This is a genomic window from Streptomyces sp. LZ34 (assembly GCF_053890475.1).
Genome location: NZ_CM132680.1, coordinates 3528750 through 3544382, shown reverse-complemented (window position 1 = coordinate 3544382; position 15633 = coordinate 3528750). Strand labels below are relative to the sequence as shown.

General features: G+C 73.8%; 15 protein-coding genes and 1 pseudogene. 8 read left to right on the top strand and 8 right to left on the bottom strand.

Annotation, left to right across the window (positions count from 1 at the left end):
• Nucleotides 1–53: 53 nt before the first annotated feature.
• Together ACWY4P_RS13605 and ACWY4P_RS13600 are read left to right on the top strand one after the other, a co-directional pair.
• Nucleotides 54–612 (top strand): annotated as a pseudogene (locus ACWY4P_RS13605) (ATP-binding cassette domain-containing protein); the annotation flags it as partial.
• Between the two features lie 1507 nt (nucleotides 613–2119).
• Nucleotides 2120–2311, top strand: coding sequence for a hypothetical protein (locus tag ACWY4P_RS13600; RefSeq protein WP_456210802.1), 192 nt, complete (start codon nucleotides 2120–2122; stop codon nucleotides 2309–2311).
• A gap of 36 nt (nucleotides 2312–2347) precedes the next feature.
• Here ACWY4P_RS13600 and ACWY4P_RS13595 read toward each other — a convergent pair whose 3' ends face one another.
• Both ACWY4P_RS13595 and zapE read right to left on the bottom strand, forming a co-directional pair.
• The gene (locus ACWY4P_RS13595; RefSeq protein WP_456210801.1) at nucleotides 2348–3742 is read right to left on the bottom strand and encodes a PhoX family protein; all 1395 of its coding nucleotides are present in this window, start codon (nucleotides 3740–3742) and stop codon (nucleotides 2348–2350) included.
• Between the two features lie 228 nt (nucleotides 3743–3970).
• Nucleotides 3971–5050 (bottom strand): cell division protein ZapE, encoded by a 1080-nt coding sequence (gene zapE, locus ACWY4P_RS13590; protein ID WP_456212918.1) that lies wholly within the window; start codon nucleotides 5048–5050, stop codon nucleotides 3971–3973.
• Nucleotides 5051–5159: 109 nt separating this feature from the next.
• Between zapE and ACWY4P_RS13585 the strand changes: the two genes are divergently transcribed.
• From ACWY4P_RS13585 to ACWY4P_RS13565, 5 genes are all read left to right on the top strand, one after another.
• Nucleotides 5160–6035 carry a pyrimidine reductase family protein gene (locus tag ACWY4P_RS13585; protein WP_456210800.1) on the top strand — a complete coding sequence of 292 codons (876 nt, stop codon included), beginning with the start codon at nucleotides 5160–5162 and terminating at the stop codon, nucleotides 6033–6035.
• 93 nt (nucleotides 6036–6128) lie between these two features.
• Nucleotides 6129–6605: an indole-3-glycerol phosphate synthase gene (locus ACWY4P_RS13580; RefSeq protein WP_456210799.1), complete on the top strand. Its 477-nt coding sequence runs from the start codon at nucleotides 6129–6131 to the stop codon at nucleotides 6603–6605.
• A gap of 194 nt (nucleotides 6606–6799) precedes the next feature.
• Nucleotides 6800–8230 carry a UDP-N-acetylmuramate--L-alanine ligase gene (gene murC, locus ACWY4P_RS13575; RefSeq protein WP_456210798.1) on the top strand — a complete coding sequence of 477 codons (1431 nt, stop codon included), beginning with the start codon at nucleotides 6800–6802 and terminating at the stop codon, nucleotides 8228–8230.
• A gap of 26 nt (nucleotides 8231–8256) precedes the next feature.
• Nucleotides 8257–8664: a peptide-methionine (R)-S-oxide reductase MsrB gene (gene msrB / locus ACWY4P_RS13570; protein ID WP_456210797.1), complete on the top strand. Its 408-nt coding sequence runs from the start codon at nucleotides 8257–8259 to the stop codon at nucleotides 8662–8664.
• The gene (locus ACWY4P_RS13565) at nucleotides 8661–8921 is read left to right on the top strand and encodes a helix-turn-helix transcriptional regulator (protein WP_456212917.1); all 261 of its coding nucleotides are present in this window, start codon (nucleotides 8661–8663) and stop codon (nucleotides 8919–8921) included. Before msrB ends, ACWY4P_RS13565 begins: the two co-directional genes overlap by 4 nt.
• 197 nt (nucleotides 8922–9118) lie before the next feature.
• Here ACWY4P_RS13565 and ACWY4P_RS13560 read toward each other — a convergent pair whose 3' ends face one another.
• The 4 genes from ACWY4P_RS13560 to ACWY4P_RS13545 all read right to left on the bottom strand — a co-directional run bounded on the left by ACWY4P_RS13560 (nucleotide 9119) and on the right by ACWY4P_RS13545 (nucleotide 12576).
• A complete protein-coding gene (locus ACWY4P_RS13560) occupies nucleotides 9119–9277 on the bottom strand; it encodes a hypothetical protein (protein WP_456210796.1) in 159 nt (52 codons plus the stop codon).
• Between the two features lie 19 nt (nucleotides 9278–9296).
• Nucleotides 9297–11042 carry a malto-oligosyltrehalose trehalohydrolase gene (treZ, locus tag ACWY4P_RS13555; protein WP_456210795.1) on the bottom strand — a complete coding sequence of 582 codons (1746 nt, stop codon included), beginning with the start codon at nucleotides 11040–11042 and terminating at the stop codon, nucleotides 9297–9299.
• A gap of 88 nt (nucleotides 11043–11130) precedes the next feature.
• Complete coding sequence (locus tag ACWY4P_RS13550) at nucleotides 11131–12039, bottom strand: GNAT family N-acetyltransferase (RefSeq protein WP_456210794.1); 909 nt, start codon at nucleotides 12037–12039, stop codon at nucleotides 11131–11133.
• 192 nt (nucleotides 12040–12231) lie between these two features.
• Nucleotides 12232–12576, bottom strand: a complete 345-nt coding sequence (locus ACWY4P_RS13545) for a MerR family transcriptional regulator (RefSeq protein ID WP_456210793.1) — start codon at nucleotides 12574–12576, stop codon at nucleotides 12232–12234.
• 161 nt (nucleotides 12577–12737) lie between these two features.
• Here ACWY4P_RS13545 and ACWY4P_RS13540 point away from each other — a divergent pair, with 161 nt between their 5' ends.
• Nucleotides 12738–13541, top strand: a complete 804-nt coding sequence (locus ACWY4P_RS13540) for an aminotransferase class IV family protein (RefSeq protein ID WP_456210792.1) — start codon at nucleotides 12738–12740, stop codon at nucleotides 13539–13541.
• 14 nt (nucleotides 13542–13555) lie between these two features.
• Here the strand turns inward: ACWY4P_RS13540 and ACWY4P_RS13535 are convergent, their stop codons facing one another.
• The gene (locus tag ACWY4P_RS13535) at nucleotides 13556–14314 is read right to left on the bottom strand and encodes a response regulator transcription factor (protein ID WP_456210791.1); all 759 of its coding nucleotides are present in this window, start codon (nucleotides 14312–14314) and stop codon (nucleotides 13556–13558) included.
• Nucleotides 14311–15591: a sensor histidine kinase gene (locus tag ACWY4P_RS13530; protein ID WP_456210790.1), complete on the bottom strand. Its 1281-nt coding sequence runs from the start codon at nucleotides 15589–15591 to the stop codon at nucleotides 14311–14313. The genes ACWY4P_RS13535 and ACWY4P_RS13530 overlap by 4 nt, the downstream gene beginning before the upstream one ends.
• Nucleotides 15592–15633: the final 42 nt, after the last annotated feature.

Sequence of the window (15633 nt, the reverse complement as noted above, 5' to 3'; positions counted from 1 at the left end):
ACCCGCGCCACCCGTGCCCCCGGAACGGCTGCGACCGCATAGGCTCAACGGTCATGAGACTGACCGGAGTTGGCCGCCGCTACGGCCTGCGCGGGGCTTGGGTGCTGCGCGGCGTCGACCTCGAGATACGGCCGGGCTCGCTGGTCCGGGTGATGGGGAGCAATGGCAGCGGGAAGTCCACCCTCCTGCGGCTCCTCGCCGGCATCGACGCCCCCACCATCGGCCGGATCACCGCCCGGCCGCGCACCGCGTACGTCCCCGAGCGCTTCCCGGCGGACCTGCCCTTCACCGCCCTCGGCTACCTCACCCACCTGGGCCGCCTCCACGGCCTCGGCCGCGCCGCGGCGGCCCGCGGGGCCGACGAGTGGCTGGAGCGCTTCGACGCGGCCGGACACGCCCGTACCCCTCTCGCCGAGCTGTCCAAGGGCACCAGCCAAAAGGTCGCCGTCGCCCAGGCCCTCCTGGCCGCCCCCGACCTGCTCATCCTCGACGAGGCCTGGACCGGCCTCGACCAGGCCGCCCGCGCCACGCTGGACCAGGCGGTCCGCTCCCGCGTCACCGCCGGCGCCACGGTCGTCTACGTCGACCACGACCCCCGCCGCCTGGCCGCCACCGCCGACGAGGTCCTCAGCATCACGGACACGCGGCTCGCACGGGTGCCGGCCACGCCTGCCGCACCGCTCCCAAGCGCCCCGCCGACCCGGCCGCAGGGGTTGGGGGAGCCGGGGGCCGCTGACGGGTACGGGCCGGGGGAGTCCGGGCCGGGCCCGGTCCCGGGGGGTTTGCCGGACGGTGCGGTCCGGGTGCTGGGTCCTGAGGGCACGCCGTCGTCGGGCGGCCGGGTGGCCCCCGGCCCGGATGAGTCCGGAGAGCCCGGGCCCGCGGCGGTGTGTGACTCGTCCGCCGCCGATGCGTGGCGCCTCGCGGACTCGTGGCCCGCACCGCCGCGCGGGCAGGCGGCCGAGGCGGCCGAGGCCGAGGCGCGCGTATGCGTGGAGGCCGAGGGCCTGCCCGGGGGCGCGGTGCCGGATGACCTGCCGGGCGCCCCGGTCCGCGAGCCGGGCCGGGGTGGCGCCGCCCACGTCGTCCGGCTGACGGTCGCCGCCGCCCACTCCGACGCGCTGCTCCGCGCGCTCCTCACCGCCCGTCCGCCGTGGCACATCCGCGCGGTGACGCCCGTAGCGGCCGAGGAGCAGCGGGCCCCGGGGCACGCCCCTGACCGGGCGGCCGGCGGCGGGTCGGAGGAGCGAACCGGGCGGGGACCCGGGCGGGGACCCGGGTGGGGATCCGGGCGGGGGCCCGGACGGGGACCTGGGTGGGGGCCCGGGCGGGAATCCGGGTTGGGATCCGGCGCGGGGCCCGCGCCCGTACCGCTGCCGGCCGGGGCCGAGGCTGCCGGCCGCGCGCTGCCCGCGCTGCTGCGCTATCAGGCCGCGCTGCTGGCCCGCTCGCAGCGCTGGGTGCCGCCGGTCGTCCTCTACGGCGCGTTCATGGCCATCGGCCTGAGGGCGGGCCAGCCGATCCTCGACTCCCTCGGGTACGCCGCGGCCGCCCTGCTGCCCATCGCGGCGTGGCTGGTGCGCGTGTGCGTCAGTAACGAGCCGTCCGCGGCGCGCAACTGCGCCGCCGCGGCGACCAGCCCCGCCCGGGTCCACCTCGGCTCCGTGCTCACCGGGGTGTCCGCGGCGGCCGGGCTCGGCGTCGTGGGGGCGCTGTTCATCGCCTTGATCAGCGATCCGAAGACCTCCGACCAGCGGATCGACGTCTCGCGCCTGGACGCGACGGCCGCCGGTCTGCTCGCGGCTCTCACCTGTGTCCTGCTGGGCACGGCGATCGGCGCGCTGCTCAGCCGTCCGCTGCTGCTCAGCACCGGCTGGGGCATCCTGGCCACCGCGCTCGCCTCGCTGCTGGTCCTGGTGGTCTCGGCCTCGCCCGCGAACGCCGCCGTGTCCGACCTGGTCAGCGACTCGCACACCGGCACCGTGACGCTGCCCCTGTTGCCGCTCGCCATGACCGGCGCGGCCGCCGCCGGGGCGACCGCGCTGGCCTGCGCGCTCAGCTCACGGCGGTCCTGACGTTCCGACCGGCGCTCGGGCTGCCCCGGCGTAGGGTCGGGCGCATGGACGACCGTACGGACGACCCCACGCGCCCCACGCGCCGCACGCGCCCGCACGACGACGCCGTCGGCCCGCCGTACGCGGACTGCGTGCTGTGCGGCGAGCCGACCGAGCACCCCGCGTCGCGGCCCGGGGTCACGCTGTGCCCCGTCTGCGAGTGGCAGGAGGCCCAGCGCACGGCCTGCTCCGGCTGAGCGCCGCAGCAGGCCGCGCAGGCCGCAGCCGGGGACTCAGTGGCGCCAGGGCCCGGTCACCGCGAAGGTCGTGCCCGGGGTGTAGCAGTTCACGTACATCGTGCGCCGGTCGGCCGAGAAGGTCACCCCCGCGAACTCACCCCACTCGGGTTCCTCCGGGGTCCCGAGGTTCTGCCGCCCCCGCGCCATCGGATAGACCTCCCCGCGCCTGCTCAGCCCGAAGACATGCTGCGCGCCGTTGCCGTCCTCGCAGACCATCAGGCCGCCGCTGGGCGCGAGCGTGATGTTGTCCGGTGACTCGCCGGGCAGCTGGATGTCCGTGCCCGGTCCGAAGACGATCACGAGGGTGAGGCGGCGGCGCTCCGGGTCGTAACGCCAGATCTGCCCGTAGTGGTCGGCGGCCGAGCCGTCCGCGCTCTTGGCGAAGCTGGAGACGAAGTAGACGGACGAGCCGCCCCAGTAGCAGCCCTCCAGCTTCTGCGCGTGGGTGATGCCCTTGGGGCCGAAGTCCTGGAACCGGACGGGGGTCTGTTCGGCGAGCGGATCGGGGACCGGCACCCACTCGATGTCGTGGAAGGACGTGCCGGTCTCCTGGACGGTCGACAGGTCCCGTACGCCGGGTACGCGCATCGCGTACAGCTCGCCGCCCGCGCGCAGCGACCCCCTGCCGCCGAGCGGCTTGCGCGGCAGGAAGCGGTAGAAGAGGCCGAAGGGCTTCTCGAAGGCGTCCTCGGTCTCGTAGACGATTCCGCTGCGCGGGTCGATCGCGATGGCCTCGTGCTGGAAGCGCCCCATCGCGGTCAGCGGCACGGCGCCGGTGCGGCGCGGGTCGTACGGGTCGACTTCGAAGATGAAGCCGTGGTCTTTGGTGTAGCCGTTGGTGCCGGCCTTGTCCTCGGTCTCCTCGCAGGTCAGCCAGGTGTTCCAGGGCGTGGGGCCGCCTGCGCAGTTGACGGCGGTGCCCGCGATGGCGACGTGTTCGGCCAGGACGCGGTTGCCGGCGTCGAGTTCGAGGGCCGTGCAGCCGCCCATGCCCATGGGGTCGTAGGTGAGGTCTTTGACGGCGGGGACGCGGATCGCGGCGGTGGGGCGGTTCTCGTGGTTGCGGACCAGGTGGGTGCGGGCCCGGGCGCCGGCCCGGCCGGGGAAGGCGGCCATGCCGTCGTGGTTGCTGGGGACCTTGCCCTCGCCGGAGCGCAGCTCGTCGCCCTCTCGGGACAGCACCCGGTAGCGGAAGCCTTCGGGGAGGTCGAGCAGGCCGTCGGGGTCGGGGACGAGCGGGCCGTAGCCGCCGGAGCCGGCGGTGGCCTCCTGACTGGGCTCGGCGGCCGCGGCCGTACCGGCGAAGAGTTCGGAGATGTTGCCTGCGAAAGCGATGGCGGCCCCGGCCGCGCCGCTGCGGGCCAGGACCTGACGTCGCGTTACTGACATGCGGTAACTCCCTGCTGGCGGACAGGAAATGTGACCGCACGTGTGTATCACGCGGATTCGCGCGCGGGAACCATCTGATCGACGGCCACGGCCGCGCGTCGGCGCCTCTTTATTAGGGCTCGGTTCGCCTCCGGGGCGCCTCAGCCCCTGTCGACGGTCGACCGTGCTCTCTCTCCCTTTCGACAGGGTCGCGCCCCTTCGGCTCACTCGCCCGCCGCCGGCGCCGCGCTACTCCGCCAGCCGCTTCGCGTCCCGCGCGAGCGCGGTGAGCCGCGATATCGCCCGGAAGTACTTCTTCCGGTAGCCGCCCTGAAGCATCTCCTCGCTGAAAAGACGGTCGAACGGCACCCCGGACGCCAGCACCGGAACCTCGCGGTCGTACAGCCGGTCCGCGAGCACCACCAGCCGCAGCGCGGTCGACTGGTCGGGCACCGGCCCGACCCCGGTCAGGCAGACGGCCTCGAGCCCGTCGCACATCGCGCCGTAGCGGCTCGGGTGGACCCGGGAGAGGTGATCGAGGAGGGAGGGGAAGTCGTCCAGCGAGGCGCCGGGCGTGCGCTGCGCGGCGCGGGTGACGGTCTCGTCCGAGTACGGGGCGGGGGCCTCCGGCAGGCCGCGGTGGCGGTAGTCCTCGCCGTCGATGCGCAGCGTCCGGAAGCGGGCGGACAGGCCCTGGATCTCGCGCAGGAAGTCGGCCGCGGCGAACCGGCCCTCGCCGAGCTTGCCGGGGAGCGTGTTGGAGGTGGCGGCGAGCGCCACGCCCGCGTCGACGAGCTTGCCGAGCAGCGTGGAGACCAGCACCGTGTCGCCCGGGTCGTCCAGCTCGAACTCGTCGATGCACAGCAGCCGGTGGCCGCTGAGGGTCCGCACGGTCTGCTGGAAGCCGAGGGCGCCGACCAGGTTGGTCAGCTCGACGAAGGTGCCGAAGGCCTTCCGCTCGGGCGGGGCCGCGGTGGCGTGCCACAGGGAGGCCAGCAGATGGGTCTTGCCGACGCCGTAGCCGCCGTCCAGATACATCCCGCGCGGGCCGCGCGGCGCGGCGGGCCTGGCCTCCCGGCGGAACCAGGCCTTGCGGCGGGGCTCCGCCGTCCCCGGGCCGCCGCTGATGGAGGTGGCGAAGGCCGCCAGCTCCTTCACGGCCGTGGTCTGGCTGGGCTGCCCCGGGTCGGGGATGTAGTTGTCGAAGCTCACCGTCGAGAAGCGCGGCGGCGGGACCATCTCCGCCACCAGACGCTCGGCGGGGACGTGCGGCGTACGGGAGGAGAGGGCGGCGGGGGCGGCGGGGATGGCGAGGGGTTGCTCGGCTATCGGGCCCGCGGGCCTGTCGGACGGTGTGGTTCGCGATGACACAAACTCCCAGCGTAGTCGCTTCTGGGGAGGTCACCGCCGGATAGGGAGGCATGTCACACTGCGGCGTATGCGACGCCTGTTCCCCCTGCCCGTCGAAACGTCCGCCGAGTCGTCCGCCGAGTCGTCCGCCGAGTCGTCCGTCGAAACGTCTGGCGGAGCGTCCGCCGAATCGCTCACCGGACCGTCCTCATGGGAGGACCGCGAGTGGGGTCTTGACGAGCTGGCCGAGGCGTATGCCTACCCGGACCTCCCCGCCGGGCCGGGGCGGCCCGCGGGGGCCTGGCTGCGGGCCAACATGGTGTCCTCGCTGGACGGGGCCGCCCACCACGACGGGCGGTCGCAGCCGCTGTCCTCCGCCGCCGACATGCGGATCTTCGGGGTGCTGCGGGGGCTGGCCGACGCGGTCGTGGTGGGCGCCGAGACCGTACGCCGGGAGGGCTACCGCCCGGCCCGCGCCCGCGAGGCGTTCGTCGCGCGCCGGGCGGCGCGGGGGCGCCCACCGGTGCCCGCGATCGCCGTGGTCAGCGCGAGCCTGGACCTCGACTTCTCGCTGCCGCTGTTCACCGAGCCGCTGGTGCCCACGCTCGTGGTCACCGGCGCGCAGGCCCCCGCGGACCGCCTGGCGGCGGCCCGGGAGGCGGGCGCCGAGGTGGTCCTGGCGGGGGAGGAGACCGGGGTGGAACCGGCGCGGGTGGTGGCCGCGCTCGCCGAGCGCGGCTTCACCCGGCTGCTGTTGGAGGGCGGGCCGAGGCTGCTCGGGCAGTTCGCGGCGGCCGGGGTCCTGGACGAGCTGTGTCTGTCGCTGGCCCCGCTGGTGGCGGCGGGCGACGCGGCGCGGATCCTCAACGGCCCCGCGCTGGTGGAACCGGAACGGTTCACTCTCTTTTCTGTCCTGGAGGACGCCGGGTTTCTTTTCACCAGCTACCGTCGGAAGCGGCAATAAGGCGATAATTGGGTTTAGTTAAAAAAGAGAAAATAAGGGAATGTGCGGAGTAAATCGCAGGAAAGGGTGCCGGCAGTGTTCACGAGCGTGTTGATGATCGAGAAGCCCCTGAGCCCCGACGACGTGGAATTCGTCACCACCTTGCACGGGAACGACCCGGTCTCCTTCGTCGTGCTCATGCAGCCGCGGGGCAGCAAGGACCGGCTGCTGCGCGCGATCGACGACATCGCGCTCGGCGATCTGGAGCACGCCGTCCAGGAACGGGAGGAACCGGAGGGGCAGCAGGCGCTGGAGCCCGCCGAGCGCGCCCTGAGACACTCCCTCGCCGCCCTGCGCGCCGCGGGCAGCGAGGCCCGCGGGGAGGTCGTTGAGCGCCACCCGCTGGACGCGCTGCGCGGCGTGGTCGAGCAGGCCGGCGCCGACGAGGTGATCGTGCTGACCGCACCGCACTTCGTGGAGGAGTTCTTCCACCGGGACTGGGCGTCGCGGGCGCGGCACAAGGTGGGCGTCCCGGTGCTCAAGCTCTTCGCGCACGCGGCCGACGAGGAGCAGCCGACAACGGGCGCCTGAGTGCGCGGCGAGCCCGCACCCTGAACCCGCGCCGCGCACCCGGCCCCGCGCACCCGCCCCGCGCACCCGCCCCGCGCACGCACCCCGCACCCGCCCCCGCCGGTGCGCTGGACGGGCCTTCGCCGGACCCGCCCCCGCAGGGTGCGAGAATCAGGGCCGACAGCGACGAACCGCGACCCAGGGGAGACCCGCACATGGCACCGGCCGGCTTTGCCTCCGACGCGATGGCCCGACCGCACTTCATCGGCATCGGCGGCGCCGGGATGTCGGGCATCGCGAAGATCCTCGCCATGCGCGGCTCGCGGGTCGCGGGCAGCGACTCCAAGGACTCCCCGACCGTCGAGGCGCTGCGCGCGCTCGGGGTGACGGTGCACATCGGCCACGCCGCCGAGCACCTGGCGGCCGACGCCACCAGCGTGGTGGTCTCCAGCGCGATCCGCGCCGACAACGCCGAGCTGGCCGCGGCCGCCGAGCGCGGCATCCCCGTCATACACCGCTCCGACGCGCTGGCCGGCCTGATGGACGGCGCCCGCCCGATCGCGGTCGCGGGCACCCACGGCAAGACGACCACCACCTCCATGCTGGCCGTCTCCCTCACCGCCCTCGGCCTCGACCCGTCGTACGCGATCGGCGGCGACCTGGACGCCCCCGGCTCGAACGCCCACCACGGCGGCGGCGAGATCTTCGTCGCCGAGGCCGACGAGAGCGACCGCAGCTTCCACAAGTACGCGCCCGAGGTCGCGATCATCCTCAACGTGGAGCTCGACCACCACGCCAACTACGCCTCGATGGACGAGATCCACGAGTCGTTCCAGACCTTCGTGGAGCGGATCCGGCCCGGCGGCACCCTGGTCGTCTCCGCCGACCACCCCGGCGCCCGCGAGCTGACCGGCCGCGTCACCGGCCGCGCGGGCCTGCGGGTCCTCACCTACGGCGAGGACCCGGGCGCGGACGTACGCGTCCTGGAGATCGCGCAGCACGGGCTGACCAGCGAGGTCACCGTCCTGTTCGCGGACGACCCGGTCGGCGGCGAGCTGACCTTCACCGTCTCCGTCCCCGGCCGCCACTACGCCCTCAACGCCGTCGCCGCCCTGGCCGCCGGCGCCGCCCTCGGCGTCCCCGCCCGCGAGCTGGCCGCCGCCCTCGGCTCGTACACCGGCGTCAAGCGCCGCCTCCAGCTCAAGGGCGTCGCGGCCGGAGTGCAGGTCATCGACTCCTACGCACACCACCCCACCGAGATCTCCGCCGACCTCGAGGCGATCCGCGGCGGCGCCGGCGACGGCCGGGTGCTGGTCGTCTTCCAGCCCCACCTCTTCAGCCGCACCCGCGAGCTGGGCGCCGAGATGGGCGAGGCGCTCGCCCTCGCCGACGCCAGTGTCGTCCTCGACATCTACCCCGCCCGTGAGGACCCCGTCCCCGGCATCACCAGCGCCCTGATCATCGACGCCGCCGCCCGGCACGGCGCGGACGTCACCGCCGAGCATGACCGGACCGCGATCCCCGAGCTGATCGCTGGAATGGCCAAGCCCGGTGACCTTGTTCTCACCATGGGCGCGGGCGATGTCACCGATCTCGGTCCGGAGATCCTCGCCCGCCTGCGGAGCCTCGACGGCCCGGAGAGCTAACGGCCCGGAGAGCTAGGAGAGAGTCCATGTCGTACGAGATCGACAAGCCGGAAGACCAGTGGCGTGCGGAGCTGACCCCGCAGGAGTACCACGTCCTGCGCGAGGCCGGCACCGAGCGCGCCTTCACGGGCGAGTACACCGACACCAAGACGGCCGGCGTCTACTCCTGCCGGGCCTGCGGGGCCGAGCTGTTCCGCTCCGATACCAAGTTCGAGAGCCACTGCGGCTGGCCGTCCTTCTACGACCCGGCCGACTCCTCCGCCGTCGAACTGATCGAGGACCACTCGCTCGGCATGGTCCGCACCGAGGTCCGCTGCACCCGCTGTGGCTCCCACCTCGGCCATGTCTTCGCGGGCGAGGGCTACCCGACCCCCACCGACCAGCGCTACTGCATCAACTCGATCTCGCTGCGCCTGGAGCCTAAGGAGGGCTGATCCGGCCGCGCTCCGTCAACCGATCGCTCACTCATCCACTCGTTGAGCTGAAGGTCCACCTGCGTGAGATCCGGGAGGAGCAAGGCCTGACCCAAGCTCAGGTCGCGGCCTCTGCGGGGATCTCCCAGGCGCGGGTCTCCCAGATCGAGCGGGGCGAGATCCACAGCCTGGAGACCATGCGTACCTACGCGGCTGCTCTGGGCGCCAGGATTACCGTCTCCATCGAGTACGGCGACCGGCCCCTGGGTGCCGCCTGACCGTACCTGGTGGAAGCCATCGCTTTCGGACCGCAGGGCGAGATCGTCGCGGGAAGCGGCCACGAGATCGTCGTCTCCGAGCCACATAGGGGAAGCGCATCTTCGTTGGTGCGGCCCGTCTGAGGAGAGGAATTGACTGGCGCGGCCTGTGGACAGGCTGGTCGCCGCCGCGCCCGGTCCGAGTACCGTCCTGAGCATCAGACACTCGGCGCCGCCGCAGCGGTGAGGATCTCGGGGTGGCGCGCGTACCGTGCGGGGCTGGTGAGGCGGGCCGCCGCGCGGTGGATGGAGCGGGTCTGCCGCGGGGTGCTGGTGGCGTTGGGGTGCGTATGGCGGGGAGGGGTGAGCAGCGACACCGCGGCCCCGCCGGCCCCCTCACCGCAGCACCACGGCCGTCTCCGGCGGCAGCCGCAGGGTGCCGTCCGCGGTGGGCGGGTCGGTGGGCCGCCAGGCGGCGACGACCTGTGTGCAGTCGGCGGCGTGCGGGCCGAGCCGGGCCTCGGCCGGGCGGTCGTGCGGGTTGATCACGACGCACAGCGGGCCGCGCCGGAAGCCGATGCAGCCGTCCGAGGGGACGGAAAGGCGGGTGGCGGACCACCGGGGGTCGGTCAGGGCCGGTTCGGCGCGGCGCAGGGCGATCAGCCGCCGGTGCCAGTCGAGCAGCTCCGCGTGCGGCTCGCGGGCCGGCTCGGTCCAGTCCAGGCAGGAGCGCAGCCGCGTCGCCGGGTCCTGCGGGTCGGGGATGTCCTCCTCCGCCCAGCCGTGGGCGGCGAACTCCCGGCGCCGGCCGCGGCGTACGGCCTCGGCCAGCTCCGGGTCCTGATGGTCCGTGAAGTACTGCCAGGGTGTGCGCGCCCCCCACTCCTCGCCCATGAAGAGCATCGGAGTGAAGGGCGAGCACAGCACGACGGCGGCCGCGCAGGCCAGCAACCCGGGGGAGAGCCTGGCGGAGAGCCGGTCGCCGACCGCGCGGTTGCCGATCTGGTCGTGGGTCTGGGCGTAGCCGAGCAGGCGGTACGCGGGGGTGGTCAGGGTGTTCAGCGGGGCGCCGTGGCCGCGGCCGCGGAACGCCGAGTACGTGCCGTCGTGGAAGAAGCCGCCGATCAGGGTCTTGGCGAGGGCATGTGCCCCCTCGGCGGCGAAGTCGGCGTAATAGCCCTGCCGTTCGCCGGTGAGCAGAGTGTGCAGGGCGTGATGGAAGTCGTCGTTCCACTGCGCGTGCAATCCATGGCCGCCCGCCTCGCGCGGGGTGGTGGTGCGCGGGTCGTTCAGGTCGGACTCGCCGATGAGGAACAGCGGACGGCCCACCTGGGCGGCCAGCGCGTCCACGGCGGCGGACAGCTCGGCGAGGAAGTGGCGCGCGCGGGTGTCGCGCAGCGCGTGCACCGCGTCCAGCCGCAGCCCGTCCAGGCGGTAGTCGCGCAGCCAGGCGAGGGCGCTGCCCAGGAAGTACGCGCGGACCTCGTCGGAGCCGGGGGCGTCCAGGTTGACGGCCGCCCCCCAGGGCGTGTGGTGGGTGTCGGTGAAGTACGGGCCGAACGACGGGAGATGGTTGCCGGAGGGACCCAGATGGTTGTGGACCACGTCCAGGACCACGCCGAGGCCGAGGCCGTGCGCGGCGTCCACAAAGCGCGCGAGCCCCTCCGGCCCCCCGTACGGCTCGTGCACCGCCCACGGCGCCACGCCGTCGTACCCCCAGCCGTGTGTCCCCGGGAACGGGCAGACCGGCATCAGCTCGACGTGCGTGACGCCCAGGCCGGCGAGGTGCGGCAGGCGCTCGGCCGCCGCGTCGAAGGTGCCCTCGCGGGTGAACGTGCCGATGTGCAGCTCGTACAGGACCGCGCCCGGCAGCGGCCGCCCCCGCCACTCCCGCCGCCACGGGAAGCCCGCGGGGTCGACGACCGCGCTCAGGCCCTCGGGACCGTCGGGCCGGCGGCGGGAGCGCGGGTCGGGCAGCGGCGCGCCGCCGTCCAGCGCGAAGCCGTAGCGCGCGCCGGGCCCGGCCTCGGCCACCGCCCGCCACCACCCCTCCCGGGCCGGATCGCGCTCCATGGGGTGCGTACGGCCCTCCAGCTGAAGCTCGACCCGCCCGGCGCGCGGCGCCCACACCTCGAACAGCACTGACGTCTCCTCACCTCAGCGGTGCCTGAGGGACCATGCTGCGCGACGCGGGGTGCGCCGCGCAGCAGGACGCCGCCGGGTCAGGGCATCAGACGAGGTCGATGCGCTCCTGGGTGATGGGATAGCCCACCTTGGCGAAGTGCGCGGCCATCGGGAGGTTGGCCTGGTCGGTGGCGGCCGCGATCTTTGTCGCGCCCCGCTCCACCAGGTCGTGCGTGCACTCGACCAGCAGGTCGTAGGCGTAGCCGTGGCCGCGCTGCTCCTCGACCACTCCGATGTAGCCGACGCACGGGCCGCTCGGGTTGTGCGCGGGCACCTGGATGCCGACCAGCTCCCCCTCGGGCGTCCACGCCAGCCGCCACCACTCGCGCGGCGACGGGCACCAGTTCAGGAAGTCCATCAGCTCGCGCACCGGGGCGTCGACGCCCCCTAGCGCGATGGCCCGCAGGTCGTGTGCGTCGAGCGTGCCCGGCATGACGCGGCGCAGCACGTCGGCGATCACCACGTCGTCGGGCTCCGGCCGGAACTCCAGCCGCCCCGGCCGCTCGGGAAGCCCGCACTCGGGCGTCCACTCGTAGCGGTAGCGCTCCACCAGCGGCTCCATCCCGGCGGCGACGGCGGCGTCGCTCCGGGCCCGCACCGCGGCCCGCTCCTCGGGCCTCTCGCGCCAGCCGGGCGCCGCCAGCAGGCTGTACTCGGCGTGGAACGGGGCGGTGCGCAGCAATTCCGCCGCCGCGTCGGCCTCGCCGTCGGCGAAGTCGAACCAGTCCAGCGCAACGGGCTTGGTGTCATCGGCCGCGCCCCACCAGGCGGCGCGGGCGACCACACGGCCGTCGCGCAGGGCGACCCAGGTCCAGTCGGGGCGGTATTCGCCGCCCTCGGCGCGGGTGCGGTAGGTGTGGCCGAAGCGGGCGCGGCCGACGAGCGCGGGGTCGTGCAGGGTGTGAAAGAGATGTGCGTCGCTCTCGGTGAGCGCGCGGATGACCAGATCGGTCATGAGATTCCTTCCGGGAATGCGATGCGCTCCCGGTCGGATCGGTGATCAGACGGAGGTACGCCCAGTGGACAAGGGGCGGGAGCGCGTGAACGTGGTGGTTTCCATAGCTCTCGCCTCCTTCCTCGATCATGGGCGTGCCCGCACTGTATGCGGGCCGGCGGATCCGTGTCCAGGCGTTTTTTCCGAGCCGGCTCAGGGCTGCGCCAGATAGTCGGCGAGCGTGCCTCGGCTGCGCCGCAGCTCGTCGAGACGGTCGTCCATGGCCGCCAACTCCCCTTGCAGGATGGTCCGCAGGTCCGCGCACCAGTCGAAGCCCGGCTGCTCGCCCCGGGCACACGGCAGCACCTTACGGATCACCTCAGTGGACAGGCCCGCCTTCAGCAGGGCGCGGATCTGCCGCACGGTGACCACCGAGTCCTCGTCGTACTCGCGGTAGCCGTTGGGACCGCGGCCGGCCTCGAGCAAGCCCTGCTCCTCGTAGTAGCGCAGCATCCGCGTACTGACCCCGGTGTGCCGGGACAACTCCCCGATCAGCATGCGGCCCGTCCCATCCGAGCTTGACCTTCCCATCGATGTGAAGCCATAACGTCGCCCCGCGAGCGAGTGTTTCGCCGGCTCGGCCGATTCCGTACGGGCTGGCCCGTACGGCTGATTCCTACTGCTGATCCGTACTGCTGATTCGTACTGCTGGAGCGATTGTGACTTCTTTTGTCGTACACCGTAATGGCCGGGCGGCGACCGCCGAGGAGTTGGCGCCGCTCGCCTTCGCGGGCCATGCCCACTTCACCGCCATGCAGGTGCGCGCAGGCCAGGTCCGGGGCCTTGACCTCCATCTGGAGCGGCTGCGGACCGCCTCGGTGGAGTTGTTCGGCCGGGCACTGCCCGACGACCTGGTGCGGTCGTATCTGCGGGCGGCGCTGGAGGCCGGTCCCGCCGACCTCTCGCTGACGGCCACGGTCTACTCCCGGGCGGGCGAGTTCACCGTGGCCGGGGCCGAGGCGGAGCCTGATGTGCTGGTCCGTACCGGACCGCCCGCCTCCGGCCCGCAGGGCCCCCTGGCGCTGACGGCGGTCGAGCACGAACGGTATCTCCCGGCGGTGAAGCATGTCGGTGAGGTGGCCAAGACGTATCTCCTCCGGCAGGCCGTCGCACAGGGCTTCGACGACGCCGCCTTCGTCGACCGGCGGGGGCGGCTCAGCGAGGCGACGATCTGGAATCTCGCCTTCTGGGACGGCGACTCGGTGGTGTGGCCCAGGGCCGAGGTGCTGGGCGGGATCACCATGAGCATCGTCCGCCGGCAACTGGACCGCCTCGGCGTCCCCCAGCGCGTCCAGGAGGTCACGCTCGCCGGCCTGCCGGCGCTGGCCGGGGGCGTGGTCATGAATTCGTGGACGCCGGGTGTGGCGGTGCGCCGGATCGGCTCCGTGCCCCTGCCCGAGGCGTCGTCCTTCCTGGACCTGCTGCACCGGGCCTACCGGGCCGAACCGCTCACCGCGCCGTGAGGTTGCGGGGGACGTCATTCCAGCAGGCCGGCGTCATGGGCCAGCAGCGCGATCTGCACCCGGTTGTTGAGATCCAGCTTGGTCAGGATCCGTGACACATGCGTCTTGACGGTCGCGACGCTCATGAACAGGCCCGCGGAGATCTCCGCGTTGGACTTGCCCTGGCCCACGGCGACCGCGACCTCGCGCTCCCGGTCGTTCAGCCGGCCGAGCAGCGCCCGGGCCCGCTCCCGCCGCCCGTCCCGGCCGGGGCCCGCCACATGCTCGATGAGCTGCTGGGTCACGGCGGGGGACAGCACCGGCTCGCCCGCCGCCACCCGCCGCACGGCCGCGACGAGGTCGGCCGGCGGGGTGTCCTTGAGCACGAAGCCCGCCGCTCCGGCGCGCAGGGCCCGCAGCACATGCTCATCCGCGTTGAACGTCGTCAGGATCACCACCTCGGGGGCCGGTTCACGCCGCCGCAACTGCTCGGTCGCGGCCAGCCCGTCCACCGTCGGCATGCGGATGTCCATCAGGACGACATCGGGGGTGTGGCGGTCCACGAGCGCGGCCACCTCCGTGCCGTCGGACGCCTCGGCGACGATCTCGATACCGGAGGAGGCGCCGCCGAGCATCAGCCGCAGCCCGGCGCGGACCAGCGGGTCGTCGTCGACGATCAGCAGGCGGATCGGGGTGGGGGAGGGCGCGGGTCCGGGGCTGGGCGCGGGCGCGGGCGGGGGTTCGGGCGCGGGGGCGGGGGCTGGGTCGGTGGCTTCCGGTGGGGATGAGCTCATGCGGGCCACGGTAGCCAGGCGTACAGCCGGAAGTCCCCGGCGTCCGAAGGGCCGCACTCCAGCCGGCCGCCCGTCAGCGCCGCGCGCTCGGCCAGCCCGACCAGGCCCTGGCCTGCTCCGGGGATCGCCCCCGGCCGGTCCTCGTCACGCGGCGAGGCATCCGGGGTGCGGGCGCGCACCGGGGCGCGTACGACATTGCGCACCTCCACGGTCAGCCCCTCTCCGGGCGCCCCTGACGCCGTCACCGTCACCTCCGCGTCGGGCGCGTGCTTGCGCGCGTTGGTCAGCCCCTCCTGCACGATCCGGTAGGCCGTACGGCCCGTGGCGCCCGGCACGGCCGCCGCGCCCGCCCCGGCGACGCCCGCCTCGTCCGACAGCGTCACCCGCATGCCCGCCCGGCGCGACTCCTGCACCAGCCGCGGCACATCGGCGAGGGTCGGCTGCGGCTGGTCGGGCGGGCTGCCCTCGGCGGCGGAGTCGGCATCGGCGTCCGGAGCCCGCAGCACGCCGATCACCTCGCGCAGGTCCTGGAGGGCCTGGTGCGCGCTGCTGCGTATCACCCCGGCGGCCTCGGCCACCTCCTGCGGGGACGCGTCGGCCCGGTACTCCAGCGCGCCCGCGTGCACGCTCAGCAGGGAGAGCCGGTGGGCGAGCACGTCGTGCATCTCCCGAGCGATCCGCTCGCGCGTCAGGCGCTGCGTCCGCTCGGCGCGCAGCGCCGCCTCCGCCTCGGCGCGCGAGGCCCGCTCGCGCAGCGATTCGAGCAGCTGGCGCCGGGAGCGTACGAACATGCCCCAGCCGATGGCGCCGCTGACGAGCAGAGCCCCGAGAATCACGTCTCCGGCGTAGTCGAGGTCGGGATCGGGGTGCACCGCCGGGGCGGCGAAGATCTGGGCCAGCGCCACCCCGCCGACCAGCGCGACCGTACGCAGTGGCCGGTGCACCGCGACCGTGAACAGCGCCACCAGCAGCGGCCCCGAGACGTAGTACGAGACCACGCCGGCGGCGAGCAGCACCAGCGCCAGCTCGACCGGCCGGCGGCGGCGCAGCCACAGCGCGAGACAGGCCACGACGCCGGCCATCAGGTCGGCGAACAGCGCCTCGTCCGACACCGAAGGGTCGGTGGCCATCGATTCGGAGGTCGTCAGCGAGAACAGGGCCGCCACCGAGATGCAGCACACGTCCACGATCCAGTCGCGCATGGTGCGGCGCGTCCTGACGCGCTTGCTGTCGCACGCCTCGATGTCCGCCGTTCGCGCGGCGTCTGAGCTGCCCATATCGACGAATCTACTGACGAGCGGGGGCGCGGTCGCCGCCTC